This window comes from Paenibacillus sp. B-A-8 (assembly GCF_048572915.1).
Lineage (GTDB): Bacteria > Bacillota > Bacilli > Paenibacillales > Paenibacillaceae > Paenibacillus_AQ.
The window spans coordinates 6795620-6815637 of the sequence record NZ_CP183882.1 but is presented as its reverse complement, the minus strand read 5'-3'; the positions used below and the strand labels follow the sequence as shown (position 1 = coordinate 6815637).

General features: G+C 44.0%; 20 protein-coding genes and 1 pseudogene. 17 read left to right on the top strand and 4 right to left on the bottom strand.

Annotated elements, in window-relative coordinates; all coding sequences use genetic code 11:
- Window positions 1–50: 50 nt before the first annotated feature.
- The 9 genes and pseudogenes from ACN6MV_RS30745 (at window position 51) to ACN6MV_RS30705 (ending at window position 8711) form a co-directional block, all read left to right on the top strand.
- A complete protein-coding gene (locus tag ACN6MV_RS30745; protein ID WP_419885472.1) occupies window positions 51–485 on the top strand; it encodes an Lrp/AsnC family transcriptional regulator in 435 nt (144 codons plus the stop codon).
- A gap of 101 nt (window positions 486–586) precedes the next feature.
- Window positions 587–2323: a sensor histidine kinase gene (locus ACN6MV_RS30740; RefSeq protein ID WP_042132577.1), complete on the top strand. Its 1737-nt coding sequence runs from the start codon at window positions 587–589 to the stop codon at window positions 2321–2323.
- A gap of 5 nt (window positions 2324–2328) precedes the next feature.
- Window positions 2329–3909: a response regulator gene (locus ACN6MV_RS30735; RefSeq protein WP_341115704.1), complete on the top strand. Its 1581-nt coding sequence runs from the start codon at window positions 2329–2331 to the stop codon at window positions 3907–3909.
- A gap of 158 nt (window positions 3910–4067) precedes the next feature.
- On the top strand, window positions 4068–4988 hold the full coding sequence (locus tag ACN6MV_RS30730; protein ID WP_042131644.1) for an ABC transporter permease: 921 nt from the start codon (window positions 4068–4070) through the stop codon (window positions 4986–4988).
- A 39-nt stretch (window positions 4989–5027) separates the two neighbouring features.
- Window positions 5028–5909, top strand: coding sequence for a carbohydrate ABC transporter permease (locus ACN6MV_RS30725; RefSeq protein ID WP_042131643.1), 882 nt, complete (start codon window positions 5028–5030; stop codon window positions 5907–5909).
- Between the two features lie 54 nt (window positions 5910–5963).
- Complete coding sequence (locus ACN6MV_RS30720) at window positions 5964–7565, top strand: ABC transporter substrate-binding protein (RefSeq protein ID WP_042131642.1); 1602 nt, start codon at window positions 5964–5966, stop codon at window positions 7563–7565.
- Window positions 7566–7759: 194 nt separating this feature from the next.
- Window positions 7760–8044: an alpha/beta-type small acid-soluble spore protein gene (locus ACN6MV_RS30715; RefSeq protein ID WP_042131641.1), complete on the top strand. Its 285-nt coding sequence runs from the start codon at window positions 7760–7762 to the stop codon at window positions 8042–8044.
- Window positions 8045–8234: 190 nt separating this feature from the next.
- Window positions 8235–8417: pseudogene (locus tag ACN6MV_RS30710) on the top strand (YiaA/YiaB family inner membrane protein); the annotation flags it as partial.
- A 57-nt stretch (window positions 8418–8474) separates the two neighbouring features.
- Window positions 8475–8711 carry a YiaA/YiaB family inner membrane protein gene (locus tag ACN6MV_RS30705; protein ID WP_306035596.1) on the top strand — a complete coding sequence of 79 codons (237 nt, stop codon included), beginning with the start codon at window positions 8475–8477 and terminating at the stop codon, window positions 8709–8711.
- Window positions 8712–8776: 65 nt separating this feature from the next.
- Here ACN6MV_RS30705 and ACN6MV_RS30700 read toward each other — a convergent pair whose 3' ends face one another.
- On the bottom strand, window positions 8777–9799 hold the full coding sequence (locus ACN6MV_RS30700; protein ID WP_419885471.1) for a hypothetical protein: 1023 nt from the start codon (window positions 9797–9799) through the stop codon (window positions 8777–8779).
- 151 nt (window positions 9800–9950) lie between these two features.
- Here ACN6MV_RS30700 and ACN6MV_RS30695 point away from each other — a divergent pair, with 151 nt between their 5' ends.
- The 3 genes from ACN6MV_RS30695 to ACN6MV_RS30685 all read left to right on the top strand — a co-directional run bounded on the left by ACN6MV_RS30695 (window position 9951) and on the right by ACN6MV_RS30685 (window position 12710).
- Complete coding sequence (locus ACN6MV_RS30695) at window positions 9951–10538, top strand: DUF1349 domain-containing protein (protein WP_419885470.1); 588 nt, start codon at window positions 9951–9953, stop codon at window positions 10536–10538.
- A 131-nt stretch (window positions 10539–10669) separates the two neighbouring features.
- Entirely contained in the window at window positions 10670–11254 is a 585-nt protein-coding gene (locus tag ACN6MV_RS30690; RefSeq protein WP_042132573.1) for a spore coat protein, read from the top strand.
- Between the two features lie 145 nt (window positions 11255–11399).
- Window positions 11400–12710, top strand: coding sequence for an amino acid permease (locus tag ACN6MV_RS30685; protein ID WP_419885469.1), 1311 nt, complete (start codon window positions 11400–11402; stop codon window positions 12708–12710).
- Window positions 12711–12714: 4 nt separating this feature from the next.
- Here the strand turns inward: ACN6MV_RS30685 and ACN6MV_RS30680 are convergent, their stop codons facing one another.
- The 3 genes from ACN6MV_RS30680 to ACN6MV_RS30670 form a co-directional block, all read right to left on the bottom strand.
- Complete coding sequence (locus ACN6MV_RS30680) at window positions 12715–13488, bottom strand: YqcI/YcgG family protein (protein WP_419885468.1); 774 nt, start codon at window positions 13486–13488, stop codon at window positions 12715–12717.
- A 92-nt stretch (window positions 13489–13580) separates the two neighbouring features.
- Window positions 13581–14207: a LysE family transporter gene (locus ACN6MV_RS30675; protein ID WP_419885467.1), complete on the bottom strand. Its 627-nt coding sequence runs from the start codon at window positions 14205–14207 to the stop codon at window positions 13581–13583.
- A 106-nt stretch (window positions 14208–14313) separates the two neighbouring features.
- Entirely contained in the window at window positions 14314–14904 is a 591-nt protein-coding gene (locus ACN6MV_RS30670) for a DUF1989 domain-containing protein (RefSeq protein ID WP_419885466.1), read from the bottom strand.
- Window positions 14905–15135: 231 nt separating this feature from the next.
- Between ACN6MV_RS30670 and hprK the strand changes: the two genes are divergently transcribed.
- The 5 genes from hprK (at window position 15136) to ACN6MV_RS30645 (ending at window position 19971) form a co-directional block, all read left to right on the top strand.
- Window positions 15136–16047, top strand: coding sequence for an HPr(Ser) kinase/phosphatase (gene hprK / locus ACN6MV_RS30665; RefSeq protein ID WP_042131632.1), 912 nt, complete (start codon window positions 15136–15138; stop codon window positions 16045–16047).
- A gap of 160 nt (window positions 16048–16207) precedes the next feature.
- On the top strand, window positions 16208–16774 hold the full coding sequence (locus ACN6MV_RS30660) for a TetR/AcrR family transcriptional regulator (RefSeq protein ID WP_042131631.1): 567 nt from the start codon (window positions 16208–16210) through the stop codon (window positions 16772–16774).
- Between the two features lie 122 nt (window positions 16775–16896).
- A complete protein-coding gene (locus ACN6MV_RS30655) occupies window positions 16897–18018 on the top strand; it encodes an ABC transporter permease (RefSeq protein ID WP_419885465.1) in 1122 nt (373 codons plus the stop codon).
- Window positions 18018–18716 (top strand): ABC transporter ATP-binding protein, encoded by a 699-nt coding sequence (locus ACN6MV_RS30650; protein ID WP_419885464.1) that lies wholly within the window; start codon window positions 18018–18020, stop codon window positions 18714–18716. Before ACN6MV_RS30655 ends, ACN6MV_RS30650 begins: the two co-directional genes overlap by 1 nt.
- A 373-nt stretch (window positions 18717–19089) precedes the next feature.
- Window positions 19090–19971 carry an SMI1/KNR4 family protein gene (locus ACN6MV_RS30645; protein ID WP_042131628.1) on the top strand — a complete coding sequence of 294 codons (882 nt, stop codon included), beginning with the start codon at window positions 19090–19092 and terminating at the stop codon, window positions 19969–19971.
- Window positions 19972–20018 lie beyond the last annotated feature (47 nt).

Sequence of the window (20018 nt, the reverse complement as noted above, 5' to 3'; positions counted from 1 at the left end):
TTTTAGTTGAATGGGATTATTATATAAAATTGGGTGAGGAGGCGCTTACTATGGAGCATCTTATGGATGAGATTGATAAAAAAATTATGCAATTACTGCAGCACAATGCCCGAATGCCCATTTCACAAATCAGCAAAGAGGTTTCGATGTCACAGCCTTCCGTTAAAGAAAGAATGATTAAGCTAGAAGAAAGGAACATCATTTCGGGGTATCACACAGCTTTTAATTTGCGGGATCTGAACCGGGGTACGACTACCTTTATTCTAATTAAAACAGAACATTGCCAAGAGCTCACTGATTTTTGCAACAATGCTATGGAAGTTACCGATTTTTTCCGCATTAGTGGAGAGTATAACTATCTTATTAAGGTGCAGACCTCATCGATTGAGGCGCTTGCTGAATTTCAAGATCATCTTATAAAGTTCGGACCTTCCAAATCGCATATCAGTTTGAAAAACATTTTGGAAAACAGAGTGCTGCTCTAAAGATAAGCTTCCAAATAGAAGATATAGTAACCGCTTTCTTTTCGTTGTAGAATGGGTGGAAATAGTAGTTATGATGGATACGGAGATAAGGGAGCATGCGCATGGAGAGGAAACTGCCTAGTAAAAAATATATTCCGTTCACATACAAGATGATGATTCCGTATCTGATTCTAGTATTGCTGACAGACATGCTGGTTGGCTATATAGCCTATACAATGCTCGTCGAGTCCAGGACCGAAATGGCGGAAACGAATGTCCGTACGGCTTTGAAGCAGACGAGAAGCAACATCGAATACCAGACAGATGAAATTAAACGTATGACCAACTCTCTGTTTCTAAATACGAATTTTCAGAATGCCCTTCAGTTCAGGGGAGATCCTTTGGAAAACATGCTCAAAATGAGAGACGATATTGTTCCTTATATGAAGGCTCCTCTGCAGTTGTATGGAAACAAGCTGAGACTTGCGCTTTTTACCGTTAATGAGACGATGCTTGAAATTACCGGTGATGAGATGTCGACGCCCATTGGTAGAAGTGATTATTATGTCCTTTCTGATCAGGTGATCGAGAATACGGATTGGTTTAAGTCGATTATGGCAAATAACGAGGACAGCTTGTGGCTTCAAGCGGACAACGACCGTGAACTAGGCAATATTTCGTATTTTCGCAAGCTCGTTTCTTCCAAGGCAGCTCCGGCTATCATCGGGTACATTCGTGTTACGGCGAGAATCGACGAGCTTTTTGGCAGTTTCGATACTTTTCCAATTGAACAGGGGCTTAATCTTCGTCTGATGGATAGGGCGACAGGTTTGACGATGTATGAACAAGGTATTGTCGATGAAACTGCGAAGCAAGACTCTTATTTAATAATAAGTGAAGATATTCCGGTATCCAGCTATGTCATTGAGGCACGCGTGCCCCACTCTTATTTGAACAAAGACGCCAGTAGAATGCGGAAGGTGATTAGTACCGTTTGTTCTATTAGTTTTTTGGTGATGGCTATTATCGGTTTTCTAGTTGCACGTATATCTGGCAAAAAAATTAAGCGGATTGTGTATTTGGTTCGGTCGTTTCAGGAGGGGAATTTCTATAAAAGAATCGGATTTCCGGGAAACGATGAATTTGTCTATATTGCGAATAGTTTTAATCAAATGGCGACTAGCATTCAGGAGCTAATCCGGAACGTCTATGTGCAGGGCATTCAGAAAAAGCAAGCGGAGCTGGATGTGCTCCAAGCCCAGATCAGCCCCCATTTCCTGTACAACACATTGTCGACGATTGGCAGTCTGGCCAATTTGGGGGAAACAGAGAAGGTTACACAGATGGTACATGGCCTGTCTAAGTTTTATCGACTCACGTTGAATGATGGGCATGTATATATCTCACTTGAAAATGAGCTGGAGCAGGTGAGGATGTATCTGGAGATCCAGAGAGTAAAATATGCGGATGCCTTTGAGGTTTATTATGATGTCGATCCGGAAATTTTACAGATTCCTATTATCAAGCTGATTTTGCAGCCATTTGTGGAGAATATATTCAAGCACGCTTGGTTCGGGGAGACCATTGCGATTCGTATTACTGGAAAGCGGCTTGGTGACCGCATCGAACTCAAGGTCATTGATAACGGGATCGGCATGCGACCGGATACACTTCGAAACATGCGGTCAAGCGCATACCAACCTGGCAGCTACGGTCTGAGAAATGTGGAAGAACGAATTAAACTGAGATACGGCAGCGATTTCGGCATTCAAATCGGCAGCTATTTTGGAGCGGGAACGACAGTTCAAATCATCTTACCGGTGGATAATGCGGAAATTAGGGAAGTTATGGGGGAATGAGAAGTATGGCGATGGAGATCAATGTTCTGCTGGTGGATGATGAAGTAATCGATTTGGAATGGCTCAGACGGCGTGTGGCCGGCAGTGATCGTTTGCCTTTGCATAACGTGAGAACGGCAACGAGCGGGTTTGCCGCTCTGAAAATAATGGAGCAGCACCCTATTGATATTATTCTCTCTGATATCGGTATGCCGATTATGTCGGGCGTGGAGTTCGTGCGTAAAGCGAAGGAGATCAACCCCGAAGTTCATATTCTTTTTATTAGTGGACATCAGGATTTTAATTATGCCAAAGAAGCGATTCAATTGAACGCCTACAGTTATTTGCTTAAGCCTGTTGATGATGACGAGCTGAACGAGACGTTGACCGAACTCTGCACCAAGATAGAGAAAGAGCGTAAACAGCATATATCCTTGTCGGAAACGCTGACGCTTGTTAATCAGGAGTTGCTGCTGCGTTGGTTTAACGAGGCTGCTCCGGGACAGGTGGAGATGCACATTCATAACGTTCTTACACCATACTTACAAGGTGCATCGGCAGTTGCCATCATCGAGATCGACGACATGGCGCGGAGAATCCAGACCTGGACAGAAGAAGAGCGGAGCTCGTGGAGCAGCAGCGCTAATCAGTTCATTCGTAAGTTCGCTCAGGATCAAAATTTGGGCATGGTGATAACGGCCTATGACTATCGCTTTGTAATCCTCGCTGCGGTTCAGGAGCAATATTTCATTGCTTTGCTGGAAGAGCTGCTTCGGGCATTCTATCAGGAGTTTTCCTGTTCGATTACCATCGGAAGAGGAATGTACACAACCGACCCGGTCAAGCTTCATGACTCCTACCGACAGGCTCAGGCCGCTTTAAGCATTAAGTGGATCGTAGGTAAGAATAGGCTCATCCAAGATGCCTCGGAGTGGCACCCGAAGGAAAAAATCGCTTCGGATTTAGAGGTAATTGTTGACCGGATGCTTAAAGCTATGCTCGAATACGACCTTACCACTATAGACGATTGCTTGCTACAGTTATTTGCCGGAGACAGCCCGCTCTCCCAGAAAAACGACATTTACGATATCATTATCCGGATTACCTCCAAGCTTCATGCTGATCTACAGCAAATGAATGAGCATTTGTACGAGATTTTAAACTGGGATTCTCATCATCCTTTTGTGCTGTTTCAGTTCGAAACGGTGCATGATATCCTTTCGTGGCTAAGAAGAAGGTTCTTTGAACTGTCGGAGCGGCTTTACTTGAAGCGCCAAAGACAAAAGCGGAAGTTAATCGATGAAATTACGGAATATGTGAAGGAAAGGTTAGATCAAAAAATAACGTTAAATGAAGTCGCCGCCCACTTTGATTTTACGCCTAACTATCTGGGTCATTTGTTCAAGGTAGAAACTAATAGTTTATTTAGCGATTTTCTAAGTGAATTACGTATGAAGCGGGTATGCGAGCTGCTCGAAGATCCAACGAAGAAAGTATATGAGATTGCGGAACAAGCCGGATATAAGAACATTATTTATTTTAACAGGCAGTTCAAGCAATACATGGGCATGTCGCCCGGCGAGTACCGGAAGAAAAATAAAATCTGAATCGATTTCTTATTGAGGAGGCTCATGTTCTAAATGGAACAGGGGCTTTTTTTCTTATCAAATCGTTGAATTAGTATTATGTTTAGTTGTTTGGCTGAATTATCTTACTGCCGCCATCCTTTTATAATGAGAGCTATAGAGAAGAAAGGGGTGCAAAGATGAAAGGGCATACATTTTGGAGCGATTTGAAAAACTACAGGGTTTTGTTGCTGATGCTGGCTCCGGCGGTTGCTTTTTTTCTTTTGTTTGCCTATGTCCCAATGGCAGGCATTATTATTGCCTTTAAGCATTATGATTACGCGGGCGGTATTTTTGGGAGTGCCTGGAACGGGTTCGACAACTTCCGCTTTTTCTTTGAATCAGGGGATGCCTGGCGGGTTACACGAAATACTGCATTGTACAATATTGCCTTTATCGTGGTGAATAACGCTTTGCAAATTTTTGCAGCGATTATGTTGTTTGAAGTCGGTGGCAAATGGTTCCGCAAAATTACGCAATCGGCGCTGTTCCTTCCTTACTTTATTTCATGGGTTGTTGTCGGCGCAATCGCCTATAACCTGCTCAATTATGATATCGGTACTGTGAATGCTCTCCTTAGAGGACTTGGGCTAGATCCTATTGATATTTACAATACGCCTGCCTACTGGCCATATATCCTGGTTATCGTCTCCGCCTGGAAGGGTCTTGGATACGGAACGGTGATGTACTTGGCAGCGATTACAGGCATAGATACTGAAATGTACGAAGCGGCTGAAATCGATGGCGCCAACATTTTTCAGCGGATCCGGAAAGTGACGATTCCAAATCTTTACCCGACGATTATTATCTTGGTGCTGCTGGCGGTCGGGAATATTTTCCGCGGTGATTTCGGAATGTTCTATAACATGATCGGCAACAACGGTTTGTTGTTCTCTTCGACAGACGTTATCGATACTTTCGTGTTCAGATCGCTGATTACTTCGAATGATATCGGCATGTCGGCTGCGGCAGGTGTTTTCCAGTCCGTTCTTGGCTTCGCAACGATCATGACTGTGAACTATGCTGTTCGTAAATACGATAAAGACCGCGCCTTATTCTAACCGCATCAGAGGTACAGTTTTCATAATGGAGGTAACGATATGAAGCAGCTCGATCGTAAAATATTCTCGGGTATTGGTTATGTATCCCTAATCTTTCTCGCAATTTTATGTATATTCCCGTTTATACTTGTCGTATCTTCATCGCTGACGGAAGAAACTAAAATTCTAACGGATGGCTATCAATTTATACCGACTGCCTTCTCAACGGAAGCCTACAGGATTTTATTTAAATATCCCGACCAGATGATTCAAGCTTACACGGTGACAATCGGCGTTACTATAATAGGCACACTGTTTGGCTTGTTTCTGACTTCGATGACGGCTTATGCGCTTTCCAGAAAAGATTTTAAATGGCGTAATAAGTTCTCATTCTTCTTCTTCTTTACAACTTTATTTAACGGCGGTCTCGTTCCATGGTATCTGCTTATGGTTAACTATCTCCATATAAAGGATACACTCATGGCTTTAGTGATTCCGATGATGCTCAATGTCTTTTACATCATTGTTATGAAGTCTTTTATGGGCAGTATTCCGGAAGCGATTGTGGAATCGGCCAAAATTGACGGCGCAGGCGATTTTAAAATTTATGCCCGTCTAATCCTGCCTCTTTCCAAGCCGGCGTTAGCTACAATTGGTTTGTTCCTGGCCCTTGCTTATTGGAACGACTGGTACAATGCCCTTCTATTTATTTCTGATGAGAAACTGATGCCGCTTCAATATTATTTGTACAAAATGCTAGGCAATATGGACGGCATGCGAAAAGCCATGATGGGTGCAGGAGCAGTCGTAACTACATCGATCCCGAGCGAGAGCTTGAAGATGGCAATGACGGTTGTGGCCACAGGTCCGATCCTGCTCGCTTATCCATTCGTTCAGAGATATTTTGTTCAAGGTTTAACGATTGGCGCTGTGAAAGGATGAACCCGGGAATATCCGGTTTATCAATATAATTAAACACAAGGGGGAAGGCTTGAGATGCTGAAGAAAAATAGATTGATCATGCTGGCGCTCGTTTTAACCTTCGTAATGATTCTAAGTGCATGCGGCGGTGGCAATAACAACGCTAATACGCCTGCAAAGGCTACAAGTAATACAGAGGTTGCAGGTGATGCTACGAACGCACCAGACGCCACCAACACCTCAGAACCTGCAGCTGACCCAAACACCATTGATACCTCAAAAGAAGTTAAGCTGAAAATGATCTTCGTTGGTCCTAAACCGGTAGACTATGATAGTGTTTTTGCTGAGATTAACAAAAAGCTGAAAGAAAAAATTAATGCGACCCTTGAGGGTGAGTTCTTGGACTGGTCTGACTGGGCTCAAAAATATCCATTGAAGCTGGCGGCAAATGAAGATTTCGATCTCATCTATTCGGCAAACTGGGCTGGCTATAATGATCAGGCGCTGAAAGGCGGGTTTCTAGAATTAACCGATGAGCTGATTACGAAATATATGCCGCAAACTAAGGCAGTGATGTCAGATGTGAGCTGGGATCAGGCAAAAGTAAACGGCAAACTGTACATGGTTCCACAAAACAGAGGAGAGTCTGTTGAAAAGCTGATTCTGTATCGTGAAGATTTGCGTAAGAAATATAATCTTCCTGAAATCAACAGCCCGGAAACGTATGCTACGTATTTGAAGACGATAGCTGAAAAAGAAAAAGGAATTACACCTTTCACTCCGGAAACGGGAGACTGGAAGTATCATAACTTAGACCGTATATTACTGAAGCAGCAAAGCGAATGGAATATGTTTGACCTCGACCTTCCGTTTGCCTTCAAATTGACGGATGAAACAGGCAAAGTCTTTAACGTCTATGAAACACAAGAGTTCAAAGATTTGCTCGTGTATTACAAAGATCTAGCTGACAACAATGCCTGGTCAAAAAACGTACTAAACAGCAAAAATGATCATCAGGCGGATTTTAAAGCAGGAAAAACCGCGTCGATTACGCACAATAACGGAACACTTGGAGCACTTATGGCTTTGATGCGTCAAGAAAATTCACCTTATGAAGTGGCACTAGCCGATATCAACCAAGGTAAGAAAAAATCAGTAGCGATTTCTACACAAAACGGTACGTCGATTCATGCGACTTCCAAAAATGTGGAACGTTCCTTGATGCTGATCGATCTGATGCAGAATGATAAAGAACTGCACGACCTGATGATGTACGGAATTAGTGGCGTACACTATGAACCGGTTGGCGACACCAAATATAAAGCACTCGATAAAAATCCGAACTTTACCGGCTTCTCTAATTGGAACTTTAACTCGCCACTCAACCTTGACAATGAAGCATTCCCTCAAGAAGCTAACGATCTAGCTAAGGGCTGGGAAGCTAACGTCTACCACTATGCTCTTGAAACCTTTGTATTCGACAATAGCAAAGTGAAGACTGAAATTGCCAATGTGGGCAATGTAATGCTCCGCTATGCCATTCCGCTTGAGTACGGTGTAATTAAAGATATCGATAAAGGACTTGCAGATCTGAACAAACAACTAAAATCAGCTGGTGTTGATAAAATTCAAGCTGAACTGCAAGCTCAAATCGATGCTTTCTTGGCGAATAAGTAAGATACAGGATAAGGAAGACCCAACAGTCATGGGATGGCTGTTGGGTCTTCCGCTTTTTGTTGAAACAAGAGGAGAAGCACCCTGACAGCAGTTGGACCCTTATCCCTGCTTGGAAATAATCGGAGCTATTCAACAGGGGTGGTGGTTTCGTTTTCCGGGCATGTTACTTAAAACATGTTAGGAGGGGATAAGGGATGTCCAGAAGAAACAGGAAATATGCCGTGCCGGGAGTCAGCCGCGGAATGCAAACGTTTAAAGCCGAGGTGATGCGGCGCGAGGGTTATAATGTAGATCCGGAGCGGCCTGATGATGTGAAATACGAAGTGGCAAAAGAACTTGGTGTCCCATTGGAGCACGGTGAAAATGGACATTTGAGTACAGAATCAGTGGGTCAGATTGGCGGGAAAATTGGTGGATCGATGGTCCGCGAGATGATTCGTCTCGCACAGCAGCAATTGGTGGACCAGGAGAGGGAATAGCATTTTTCTAATCATAATGTTGCAGTAATCATGGGAGGCGGCTTTAGTCCTAATTTGCCTGGGACGGAGACCGTCTTCTTTGCGTTTTCCCAAAACAACCTAATTAATGGTAGAATTTTACCGATGTTCCACGGTATAGTGAAGAAGGATATAACGCCATTCAATTCTGTATTGGGAGAGGAATCGTCGGATGAATCAGAGGTATCGTAAACGGAACACAGCTGCTTTTACAGGGGTATCGTATTTTGCATTGGCTGCAGGTCTTTTTCTATTCTGTTTGGGGGTGTACAACGACGATTGGGAATTGAACGTGAAAGGGTATTATTTGCTTTGCATGGTGTTAATTACGATTAGCTGTATCGTTGTGCAAAAGGTCGTTAGAGACAATTCAGAGGATAAAGAAATTAAGCTGGAAAATCCGAAACACAGGATGAGAAATACAGGGGCTTTCACAATTATGGCTTTTGCAGGCTTGGTTATTGGGTATGTAATGTTCTTTATTGGTCTGTACAATGCTCCATTTCAATTGAATGTAAAGGGGTATTATATAGCTGTTATTTTGTTGATTTCATATAGCGCCGTTGGCGTTCAGAAGGTGACGAGAGATAACGCCGAGGACAAAGAGATTCTCGCCGAGCAAGATGCCAGGAGGGACATTCAAGGATAAAAAGGGACAATTATCATAGATTATAAAGAAGAGCTTCGTGAGTAGTGACGAAGCTCCTTTTTATTTTAAAATCCCTTATCCAAATCCTCCAGCACCATTTCCAGAATCATCCTCGTATCCTGTTTCAGTTCGCCATTCAAATGCTCTCTGATATAAGAGACAGCCGGTTCCCCGAGTCCAATCATTTGTTCGTACGCTTCGTAGTCGGTTTTCCAGAAGCTGTAAGGGCTGCCCTCACCGAATTCACCCTGCTCGATGACAGTAACCCAATGAAGAACCTGCCCTTTAAGCGGTTTCTGCTGAACTGCGTTGACGGCTACCTGGAAGGCTTTGTCCTTCTCGTTTACATTAGGCATCGCCTTAAATAGCTGTTCCTCGCTAACGCATTTTCGAAGCAACTGACTGGTGGTGAGGAAATCCCCTCCGACCCCCTCCGCCGCAGAGACGTAGGCGATGAAATCATCGGTACGATTGAGCTGCTGAAGGTCATGCTCCAAACGATGAATCACATCAATGGCTATCAGGAAGAGCTGGGAATCTCCAAGTGTTTTCTCCAACATATAGTTTTCTTCAATTGCGAGATATCGGGGCTCGTCCATGTTGATGCAGTAGAGAATACTCAGCCACTTCTGAAGCCGCTCAGGTATTTCTTCATACATGAATGTGTAGTCACCTTCTGCGTATTTGAATTCCTGATAAAGTTGCTCGCGGGCCAAGTTATAGTGGTCGTTTTTTCTTTCAAGATACCGCTGACGATTATGTTCAAGGGCGTCCTCCACACTTTGGTTCAAACATTCCAGATTGTTGATGTAAATTAGATAGTCTCCGTGATACGTATCCGTATAAATGGAAAAGGTGTAGACATCCTTGTTGTTCCCCTCTGCGATATAATTCCTCAAAGCAGATTTACAAAACTCATATAAGGCTTCTTCAACGTCTTTGGAACTCACAACGATACCATCAGTCGAGCTGATCGAATCCATCTCGATGATTTTCTTATCGGGGGTACAGAGGATATAGCTTCCACTGCCATCCAATTCCCGTCTTCCACTGATTAGCTTGCCGATATGCACATCATAAGCACTCATTGTCGGAACATCTCCCTTTGTTTGAATGTGTATGCAATATTCAACGTGAGTTGGAGTATTTTCAGCTTATTAACTTTCTTGAGGGAGAGTTGTAAAGCTAAAGTTACTCCGTTAAAGTGATCATAAGACATGTTAGATAAGGAGCAGTGAAATGAAATTTATAAAAGAAAATCTCTTTTGGCAACATCCAACGAGCACTTTTTCTATTAAAGATGACAGGGTTGAAATTGTAACTGAGCCTAATACTGATTTTTGGCAACGCACCTATTATGGGTTTAGAAATGATAACGCACCTGCGCTGCTAATGAAGACGGACGAGAAATACTTTTCTTTTATAGTGAAAACTGATTTTGACAGCGCTCATAGATTTGACCAGTGTGGAGTAATTATTTATCAGGACAGTGACAATTGGTTCAAGGCATCGATTGAATATGAGAATGAAGAATATCAAAGATTGGGTAGCGTAGTTACGAATCACGGATATTCAGATTGGGCAACAACAGATATCGATGCAACAATAAAAACAATGTATTACAGATTAAGTCGGCGTGAGAGTGACTTCTGTGTTGAAAATTCTCTTGATGGAATTACATTTAAGCAGATGCGTATATTCCATTTGTTTGAAGGGAGTGAGCAAATAAACTTTGGTTTATATGCTTGTAGTCCAGAGGATTCGTCATTTACAGCAACATTCACAGAATTAGAAATAACAGAATGTCAGTGGTTGGAGCACAAATAAGATTCATAAAGCACTCAAGCGGCTACAGCATGCATAATTGGCTATCTTCTCCTTCATATTATAGAGGGTACTCATCTAAGAACAAAGGAGAATATACTTTGCAGCAGCAACTACAGTCAGGAAGCGTGACGATGGGCGGACAGCAGCTAGGTCACGGCGCCCACGAAATGTTCGATGTGCACGAGGTATTGTCCTGCCAGATCAATGTACTGGACCAGTTCATGATATTCAGAACTTTTGTTCAGGATCAGGAGCTTCTGTCCATCTTGGATCGTCAGTACAATTTCATGCTGGATCAGTACAACTTGACCTGCCAATGCTTTAAGACAGGGCAAAAGCCGAGCCAGGAAACGGCTACCTATCTCATCCCGAATATGACACAGCCAGTTTACGGCCTCCAACCTGCCCAGCCGAAGAAGCCTAACACGTCACTGACAGATGTGAAAGATGCAGGGGTCAGCGGGTATATGCTTGGTCTAATCAAATCCCATGCCTCTTTGCTGGCCATGTCATCACCTGAAGTGACGAACCCAGCGCTACGCCGGGTATTGGCTTCACAGGTGCAGCAATTTATTGAAATGGGTTATGAGTTGTTTCTTTATCAGAACAAACATGCCTATTATCAGGTTCCGCAGCTTCAGGTTTCAGTAATACAGCAGATGCTGGATGCCTATGTTCCTGCTGCCGGATCTCCTCAGATGCCGACAAGCAACTAGAGCACTACCGATCTCTAAATTGTAAATTACCCGGCTTCGTTCGTTATTGAACAGAGGCCGGGTTTTCTTGTGCCTGCCTAAGCTTGTAACAGAATAAAATAGCACCCGATAACGCATAGTAAAACCAGACGGAGGGGATATACATATGGGTACTCCAACTGGCAAGCTACCCTGGTGGCAGCTTACTCTATTTGGTGTAGGCTGCACGATTGGCACGGGATTCTTTCTTGGTTCCAGCATCGCTATCCGTAAAAGCGGATTATTGGTGTTGGTTATTTTTGTGTTGGCGGCTGTGGCAACTTTGTTCGTCTATGAGGCGCTGGCCCAAATGACTATGCAGGATCCTCAAAAAGGTTCTTTTCGTAGTTATGCCAAGGAGGCTTTTGGCCGCTGGGCAGGCTTTGGCATGGGTTGGATCTATTGGTGTTCAGAAATTCTAATACTTGGCAGCACCTTAACTGCCTTGGGCCTGTTCTCGCGGGTATGGTTTCCGAGCTGGCCGCTTTGGATTTTTACCGCAATTTATGCTGTGATGGGTCTGCTGGTCATTATTCTAGGCAGCCAGGGGATTAACAAAGCGGAAAATCTATTCGCCATGATTAAAATCGCCGCGGTACTGATGTTTATCGTGGTCGCTGCGGTTGCCCTTTTGAGAGGGAGGGGGAATTGGGATACGCTTCACAGTTCGACAGCATGGCTGAATAAAGGCTGGATGGGTGCCTGGAAAGGATTACTTTATGCGTTCTATGCTTTTGGCGGCATTGAGGTCATGGGCTTTATGGCGTCGGATCTCCGGGACTCCAAAGAAGCTCCGAAAGCAGGCAGGTTTATGCTGCTGGGCGTGACATTGCTGTATGTACTGTCGATAGGACTCGCCCTATTATTCGTGAGCCCTGAGAAAGTGAGACCTGATCAAAGCTCAATTATTGCTGCACTTGAAGCGATGGAACTACCTATTCTTGTATATGTGCTGAATGGGGTAATGATCGTGGCCGGATTCTCCATTCTAGTGGCTTCGTTGTATGCGGTCTCGACTATGCTGGTGACCTTGGCTGAGGATAAAGATGCTCCTTCTTGGCTGGCGGTGACTAAAGGAAAAAGGGAGATGCCGCTCTACGCGCTTGGTATCAATATGCTGGGCCTGTGCGTGACAATTGTACTGAGCTTGTTTCTGCCAAAGCAAATTTTTGAGCATATTACCACAGCGGCCGGTCTAGTTATTTTGTACACATGGCTATTCATCCTTGCCTCTTTCCTTAAGTTACTGAAACCAAAGATGGGCGGTTGGATTAGATCCATGGTCGCTATGGCGCTGATCATTGCTGCCGTGGCAGGTACACTTTTTGAAAAAGGGGGCCGTCCCGGCTTCTGGTCCAGCCTTCTGATCATCTGTGTCATTGCGTTGATTACCTGGTTTAGGGAGCACCTTTTGAAAAAACACGGACAAACTTCATAAGCGCTTAAGAGTGAAATTTCATTCCTATTGCTTTGAACTTGTTCTTCATATAAGTATATGGACATTTAGACGGTGCACTCTCGTCATCTCGTAGAAAATATTGCTTCCATTCCAGACTGTCCTCCTGCCCATACCATTGAAGGGAAGGATGTGCGGGAACACTATCGTAGTCAGCGAGCTTCTTGCGGATCTGCTTCTTCATATTGCGGCCAAATGCGGTAGAATCATTAATATTCTCGAACACCCAACGCGGCTGAAAAGCAATGACAAAATAAGGGGTATGGCGGCTTCTCCGCAGCTCATGTGCCGGGGTTGCGCAGAACGCGAAATACGGGTGCCCATCAAAGCAGAACTCCCACGAAGGATGGGAGGGATCTGTAGAAATTTCATCGGGCCAGGGCACCGTGTCCACCGCGCTGACGCGGTCCAGAACCGACCAGAACAAATCCTCATATTCCTCAATGGTGAAACCTTTGGCCAAATCTTCCGGTGTTTCGAAAAAAAGAACAAGGGACGCATATTTGCCGGTATCCCGTGAGCATTCCCCATATTGACGAAGTAATTCTGCGACCTCTATTGCAGACTCTTCACTTCGTGGATCAGCTACGAAACCAAAACGCAAATGATTGGACAGAAACCCCTGACGTCCCGGAATACAGGGGTATTTGCCTTCGGGATCTGCAATCATAGATGTAAATTGACGAAAAGCATCCTGCTGCCAGTACGTCAGCTCAGCTAGATGCTCATCGAGCCAGACCTTTGTGTTCAAATGGGCCATCCAAAAACACCCTCCTCGTTAAGTTCAAAACATCCTATGCGAAGGGAGGGAGATGGGTGAAGGCCTAGAAAAGCTCCTGCTTGTTATACATATTAGCCAAACAACTGTGTAAAAGCCTGAAAACCGAAGTAGATGCCAAAACCAAGAAGGCAAATCCCCGCGGTAAGGGAAATGAATCGGAGCATAGAAGGGCCGGTGAACCGATGAAGGAAGCTAGACAGCATCGCCATCACCACATCCCAGACTAGAATACCAACAAAAATACCCATGCTATTCCACAGCACCTGATCCAAATGTTGATTTTCTATGCTTTTGGCCAGAATGGAGCCGTAGATGCCTAACCAGAAGAGAATGCTGAGTGGGTTCATCAGTGCCATCAAAAATCCAGTACGGAAGGCGCTAGTACCGGTCTGTGCACCACGCGAGGCGGATCCAGGCACGGCATTGATATTTTTCAAAGTGTCAATTCCGGTATAAAGGAGAACGAAGCTGCCGAATGTCCACAGGAAGGTTTTCATAAACGGGGTACTCAGAAAGTGGGCTAGTCCAAAGTAAATGAGTAGCATATACACTAAATCTGCACACATGGCTCCCAGTCCAATCATCCAGGATTGGAAAAATCCCATCCGTGCTCCCCGGTCGAGCTGGGCTGCATTGATGGGACCAATAGGTGCAGATAATGAAATGCCGAGTACTATATAGGTGAAAAAGCTATTCATGGTCATCGCTCCTTGAATGAGATGTTAACTTGTACAAGTCATTCTATTCAAGAAGTAGGTAAGTTAGAAGACGAGCCTTTTGGCACGAACCTCTTTGCGACATACTCTAAAGGATCTCTACGGCAATCGGTGTACATTTATACCCGTTGCAGACACTTTCGGAGCAGGGACAAGCCGATATGGCAATGATCAGATCCATCTCAGCCCGCAGCTCAATATAATCCCCAGCTTTAGAAAGCGGTCGCTCCACGCTGACTTTTCCAGAAGGATCAATGACAGTATTCATAAAAAGATTAAACGGATAATGCTGATCGGGAGCGGGCATGCCAAACTCCGCCAGTGCCTCATTTAGGTTATTGTAGCAGCTGGCGTGTTCCTTTTTGCTATACAGCACCTCATACATCTCGGGACGGCAGGCAGAGTTAATGAAATCATGACGGCCCACAGTATCCTTAATAATCGTAAGCAGTGGTCTGTATTGATTGGAATAGAGGATGTCCCCCGGGAGCACATTCATCTTGCCTAGAGCATCGATCGTTACACCGGGGTCAATCCGTTCATTAGGGCCAACGGCGTTATAAGCAGCGAAATCGGCTACCTGCTCACCCTCTACATCGGTTACCCGGACAATCTGTCCTTTGTCCAACTTGAAGCCCAATCCCTTGGTTGCTGGAATCAGCCATTGTTGTTCGCTCATCAGTACTCTCCTTCGGGATAGTCATAGTCTGTGAGGGTTAGTATGGCTTTTTGCTAAAAAAGTCATACAAAGTATAGAGTTGTGTGGTGTACCATAGAAACAATCGTATCCGATTCGATGACATCACAAGCCTATAGTAGCGTTGTTGCAGGAATCATCCCATTTATCGTTGAATATATCCCGTTAACCGTATTGCGTATTCAAGATACGCAGCCACAGGAGGGAACAACATTGAAATCGACTACCGTTCAAAGCCTAACGGAGACGTTTAAGCTGGAAGTGCTTGCAGGTGCTAGCTGTATGGATCGTGAAATCACTCGTTCAAAGGCGCATAGACCTGGTCTGGAGTTCGTGGGTTACTTTGATTTCTTTCCAACGAAGCGGGTACAAGTATTGGGCTGCAAGGAAATCAATTATCTGTTAACCCTAAGCGTTGAAGAGCGCAAGTTACATATTGGTAATATCGTCAAGTATCATCCACCCTGCTTTATTGTGACGACAGGTCAGCAGGAGATTCCTTATTTAACTCTATTCTGCGAAGAAGAGGGCATCCCGCTGCTTCGGACGCAGGAGACGACGACAGAGATCATCGCAAAGATTGATACCTATCTGGTGAAGGCGCTGGCGCCAGAGCTTTCAATTCATGGGGTATGTGTAAACGTGTCTGGTATAGGTGTCCTACTCAGAGGTAAGTCAGGAATTGGAAAAAGCGAAACCGCGCATACGCTTATTAGAAGAGGCCATCGGTTTGTGGCGGATGATATCGTGGTGCTGAAGAAGCTGGGACCAGCGACGCTTCTCGGCACACATAACGAGACGACCCGCGAATTCCTAGCGCTGCGCAGTATTGGTCTGATCAACGTTGTACGCCAGTACGGGCGTAGAGCTTTTCAGGATGAGACGCGAATTGTACTCGACATCGAGTTGTCTCCTTGGCGAGAGAATTCCTTGAATAATGAGCTCGAACTGGAGCCGAAGTTCACAGATTATCTCGGTGTTCAAATTCCGCATATTGAAATCCAGCTTCAGCCCGGTCGTGACGTAGCTGGTCTAATCGAGGCTGCCGCTAACAACTGGTATCTGAAGCAGCTTGGCTATAGCGCTGTTGAAGAGTTTATGCAGAGGATTGAAAACGGGATGTAGTCGTGAAGGTAAAACATATCAATAAATAGAATATCCTAGTATTTTTGAAAGGACTGTCCGCAGGTGAGAGTACTGCTTATGGACAGTCTGTCTATTTATTATGACCTACGCATTACTTTTTGTGTGTGCTAAACTGATAATAATGAAAAGGGGATGAATCATGGGTAGAAAACAATCTTTTACTGAAGCCGAGCTGCTTGATATGACAAAAAAATTAGTATTGGATCATGGCTATGATGGCTTTCATCTCAAGTTGCTCTCGCAACATCTGTCCGGCGCCCGAAGTACCATTTATCAATATTATTCTAATAAAGAAGAGATCGTTGCCGCTTGTATGAAGCGCGTAATCGCAGCGGTATTAGATAAGGCATTAACAATTAATGAGGCAAACCCCATGGACGCTCTTGAGCAGTTACTTCTTATTTATGTAGAAGAATCTTCGCTCCATCAGCTCCTGGGAGATGCCAGTAAAATAAACACAGCGAATTCTGCTGCAGCGGCGAGAGACCTTGAATTTATTGAGGAAGCACATAAGACTCTTAAGATTCAGTTATCTGGTTTGTTCGCACGTGCACAGCAGGAAAATAGCCTTCGGAAGGATATCCCACTTCCTGTACTTATTGGCGTTTTTTTTAACCTAATTAATACACCTAATATGTTAAATATCCCAACGCCTGATTGGGGTAAGGTGTTATTTGAAATGTGGATTGGGGGCGCAAAGAGCTAATTTAATTTTGAATAAAATTTGACACATGTGTCATTTATGTTGTTTAATAAATTAGACGTGTGTCAGTGCCATTTAATTTGACACATGTGTCAAATTAAATGTAAAGGGAGCTGAAAAAGATAATGTTCTTAGCTATGAAGGAATTGATGCATAGTAAAATGAAGTTTTCAATGATTACCGTTATTTTTGTATTAATTGCTTGGTTGGTATTCATTTTATCAGGTTTAGGTACTGGATTATCTACACTAGCTGCATCCACATTCAAGACTATGAAGGCTGATTATGTAGTTTTTGAAGAAGGGTCGCAGTCTTCGATGAGCAAGTCCCTTCTGTCTGAGCAGTTATTGGCCGAAGTGGAGCTATTGCCAAATGTTAGAGCAGCAGCACCGATGGGAAGTACAATGGCAACAGCGCTGAAAGGGCAAGGTGCTAAGAACGAGGATAAGGTAGACATCGCGATTATAGGAATTAATCCAGGAAGTTTCTTGGAGCCGGCTATCGTGGAAGGGGAGAGCTTAACTTCTGAGAATTCTACTGGTGTACTGGTGAACTCGACCATGAAGGATGAGGGCTATAGCCTCGGTGATACTTTTCAGTTAGACGGTACAACGGAATCATTGACGATTGTCGGGTTTGTGAAGGATCAGACCTATAACCACGTTGCTTCCGTATTTACTCCGATGGAGGAGTGGCGGAAGATTAGTTTTGCTGCTCCGGGTTCAGATAAAGGAGTTCCAGGTCCGGTTAATGCAATTATGCTGCAAGGCAAGGATATCGATCCAGAAATAATAAATAGCAAATTATCAGGTACGGATACGGTTACCCGGGCAGGAGCTGTTCAAGGGATGCCAGGCTACAAGGAAGAGAATGGTACGATTTTAATGATGCTAGCATTTTTGCTGGCGATCTCAGCATTCGTGCTTGGAGTGTTCTTCTACGTAATTACGATGCAGAAGGCCAACCAGTTTGGCATTATGAAAGCTATAGGTGCTAGTAACAAATTCCTTGGAAAAGCCATTGTATCGCAAGTATTTATAATTTCTTTGACTAGTATAGTAATTGGAATCTTACTGACTTATGGGACAGCCGCCATTATGCCGAAGGGTATGCCTTTCAAGCTGGAAACGAATCTTGTCGTAACTTACTCTGTAATCTTACTAATTATCGCTGTGTTAAGTTCGATGGTATCCGTTCGAAAGATTACAAAGATTGATCCGCTACAGGCATTGGGGAGGGTTGAATAATGACTAAGGGATTACAAATGAATGATGTTACAAAATACTATGCTGAAGGAAGTAATCGTATCGCCGCACTTGATCATGTAACCCTGTCGGTCGAGCCGGGTGAGTTCGTGGCTGTAGTTGGACCGTCGGGTTCAGGTAAAAGTACGTTCTTGTCTATTGCTGGAGCGATGCTTGAAGCTTCAGAAGGGGAAGTTAAGCTGAATGGGCATACTATTTCTACGCTTTCTGCCAAAGAACTGTCGAATATAAGACTACAAGAAATCGGATTTATTATGCAATCTTCAAATTTGGTTCCTTATTTAAATGTTTTGGATCAATTGCTAATAGTAAAAAGGATGTCGAGTAAAGTAACTAGAGAGGATAAGCAATTGGCCACTAAGCTGCTTGAAGAGCTGGGTCTTGGCGCAAAGCTAACAAGTCTTCCAGAAGAGTTATCAGGTGGGGAGAAGCAACGGACAGCCATCGCTCGGGCTTTAATAAATAATCCTAATGTCATCTTGGCGGACGAGCCTACAGCAAGTTTGGATACTAAACGGGCCCATGAAGTAGTTAGTCTAATTGCGCAAGAGGTGAAGTCACGCCAGAAAGCAGCGATTATGGTTACTCATGATGAGCGTATGCTTGAATATTGTGATAAAGTATACCGGATGGAGGATGGTAAGTTATCTTTGTTCCCTCTAAAAGATGTTTATAAATAAATTATGCCTTCGTACAATTAACCCAGGCCGATTTAGAGCCGCTAAGGTTAGCCGTTCTAGATCTAATTGAGAAATTAGAGGATCATTTAAGATCAGAGGGTATACTTAACCAGTTCGAGTCAGTTGCTGCGTTTGATTCTTTTGTTAAAGGCTGATCTCATAGTGAAAAGAATAGTAATCAAAGAGCGACTGTGGCTGACACGGCGCTTTTTTTTTTGATGATTGTATTCCTATTACGACATACTATTCCTAGGTATAATCGCCTCAAGGGTATGGATATGCAGGAGGGCATGCATGATTGGAAGGTCATAGGCTATAAATGGTATAATTTCTAATAGGTATTTTGAGTGATCGTTAATAGGAGGTATTAATGATGAGTGATGAACTATTGGCAAAACTGGATGAGTGGCATGAGGAAGATGAATTTCAGGAAATCGTGGATGCAATAACAGAAATTCCTGAAGAGGAAAGAGATTATGTTCTAACTAGTCATTTGGGAAGAGCGCTTAATAATCTCGGGCAATATGAAGAGGCCTTAGAGCAGTATTTGAGCATTGAAGAAGAGGGCGAAGGAGACCCACTCTGGCATTACCGTATCGGAGTTTCCTATTATTATCTTAAGCGGTATGATGAAGCTTTAAAAGCATTTACAATTGCAGATGAGCTAGAGCCTGATGATGAGGACACCTTGGAGTTTTTGGGTTGGATCAAACGCAAATTGGCTAAGAAAGCTGCGAAGAAGCCTGTGAGCAAACCCGCAAAGAAGCCTGTAGTAGCGATCGACACCACCAATTTTTGGGATGACAGCGAGTATGCGTTCTCAGAATATATCTCTGAACCGCCTACAGATGCATTGATTGCTTCAGTGGAAGAAGAGCTGGTATTTAAGCTGCCAAAATATTACGTTGAAATGATGAAGTTACATAATGGGGGGATTCCTCATAACAATCGCCACCCGATTCCGGGCACAGGAGAGTTTATTACGATCTCAGGGATCCTCGGGATTGGACGAGATAAGAATAAGTCGCTGTGTGGAGCTTCAGGCAGCCGGACTGTGATTGAGAATGGACGTTATCCTGAGGTTGGCGTGGTGATTTGTGATTGTCCTTCTGAGAATGAAGTAATCATGCTGGATTACCGCGAGTTTGGAAATGACGGGGAACCCGAGGTTATTCATGTAGATCGAGATAACAAATACAAGATCACACGCTTGGCTGACAATTTTGAGACCTTTATCGGCGGACTGGTGAAATAGTGGATTTCGCTGGCTAAGAATATGATTACCGAGGCACTCCTTAACAG

Coding starts and splice junctions, on each gene's coding strand:
- ACN6MV_RS30745 (WP_419885472.1), top strand. CDS start 51: ATGGAGCATCTTATGGATGAGATTGATAAAAAAATTATGCAATTACTG.
- ACN6MV_RS30740 (WP_042132577.1), top strand. CDS start 587: ATGGAGAGGAAACTGCCTAGTAAAAAATATATTCCGTTCACATACAAG.
- ACN6MV_RS30735 (WP_341115704.1), top strand. CDS start 2,329: ATGGCGATGGAGATCAATGTTCTGCTGGTGGATGATGAAGTAATCGAT.
- ACN6MV_RS30730 (WP_042131644.1), top strand. CDS start 4,068: ATGAAAGGGCATACATTTTGGAGCGATTTGAAAAACTACAGGGTTTTG.
- ACN6MV_RS30725 (WP_042131643.1), top strand. CDS start 5,028: ATGAAGCAGCTCGATCGTAAAATATTCTCGGGTATTGGTTATGTATCC.
- ACN6MV_RS30720 (WP_042131642.1), top strand. CDS start 5,964: ATGCTGAAGAAAAATAGATTGATCATGCTGGCGCTCGTTTTAACCTTC.
- ACN6MV_RS30715 (WP_042131641.1), top strand. CDS start 7,760: ATGTCCAGAAGAAACAGGAAATATGCCGTGCCGGGAGTCAGCCGCGGA.
- ACN6MV_RS30705 (WP_306035596.1), top strand. CDS start 8,475: ATGAGAAATACAGGGGCTTTCACAATTATGGCTTTTGCAGGCTTGGTT.
- ACN6MV_RS30700 (WP_419885471.1), bottom strand. CDS start 9,799: ATGAGTGCTTATGATGTGCATATCGGCAAGCTAATCAGTGGAAGACGG.
- ACN6MV_RS30695 (WP_419885470.1), top strand. CDS start 9,951: ATGAAATTTATAAAAGAAAATCTCTTTTGGCAACATCCAACGAGCACT.
- ACN6MV_RS30690 (WP_042132573.1), top strand. CDS start 10,670: ATGGGCGGACAGCAGCTAGGTCACGGCGCCCACGAAATGTTCGATGTG.
- ACN6MV_RS30685 (WP_419885469.1), top strand. CDS start 11,400: ATGGGTACTCCAACTGGCAAGCTACCCTGGTGGCAGCTTACTCTATTT.
- ACN6MV_RS30680 (WP_419885468.1), bottom strand. CDS start 13,488: ATGGCCCATTTGAACACAAAGGTCTGGCTCGATGAGCATCTAGCTGAG.
- ACN6MV_RS30675 (WP_419885467.1), bottom strand. CDS start 14,207: ATGAATAGCTTTTTCACCTATATAGTACTCGGCATTTCATTATCTGCA.
- ACN6MV_RS30670 (WP_419885466.1), bottom strand. CDS start 14,904: ATGAGCGAACAACAATGGCTGATTCCAGCAACCAAGGGATTGGGCTTC.
- ACN6MV_RS30660 (WP_042131631.1), top strand. CDS start 16,208: ATGGGTAGAAAACAATCTTTTACTGAAGCCGAGCTGCTTGATATGACA.
- ACN6MV_RS30655 (WP_419885465.1), top strand. CDS start 16,897: ATGTTCTTAGCTATGAAGGAATTGATGCATAGTAAAATGAAGTTTTCA.
- ACN6MV_RS30650 (WP_419885464.1), top strand. CDS start 18,018: ATGACTAAGGGATTACAAATGAATGATGTTACAAAATACTATGCTGAA.
- ACN6MV_RS30645 (WP_042131628.1), top strand. CDS start 19,090: ATGAGTGATGAACTATTGGCAAAACTGGATGAGTGGCATGAGGAAGAT.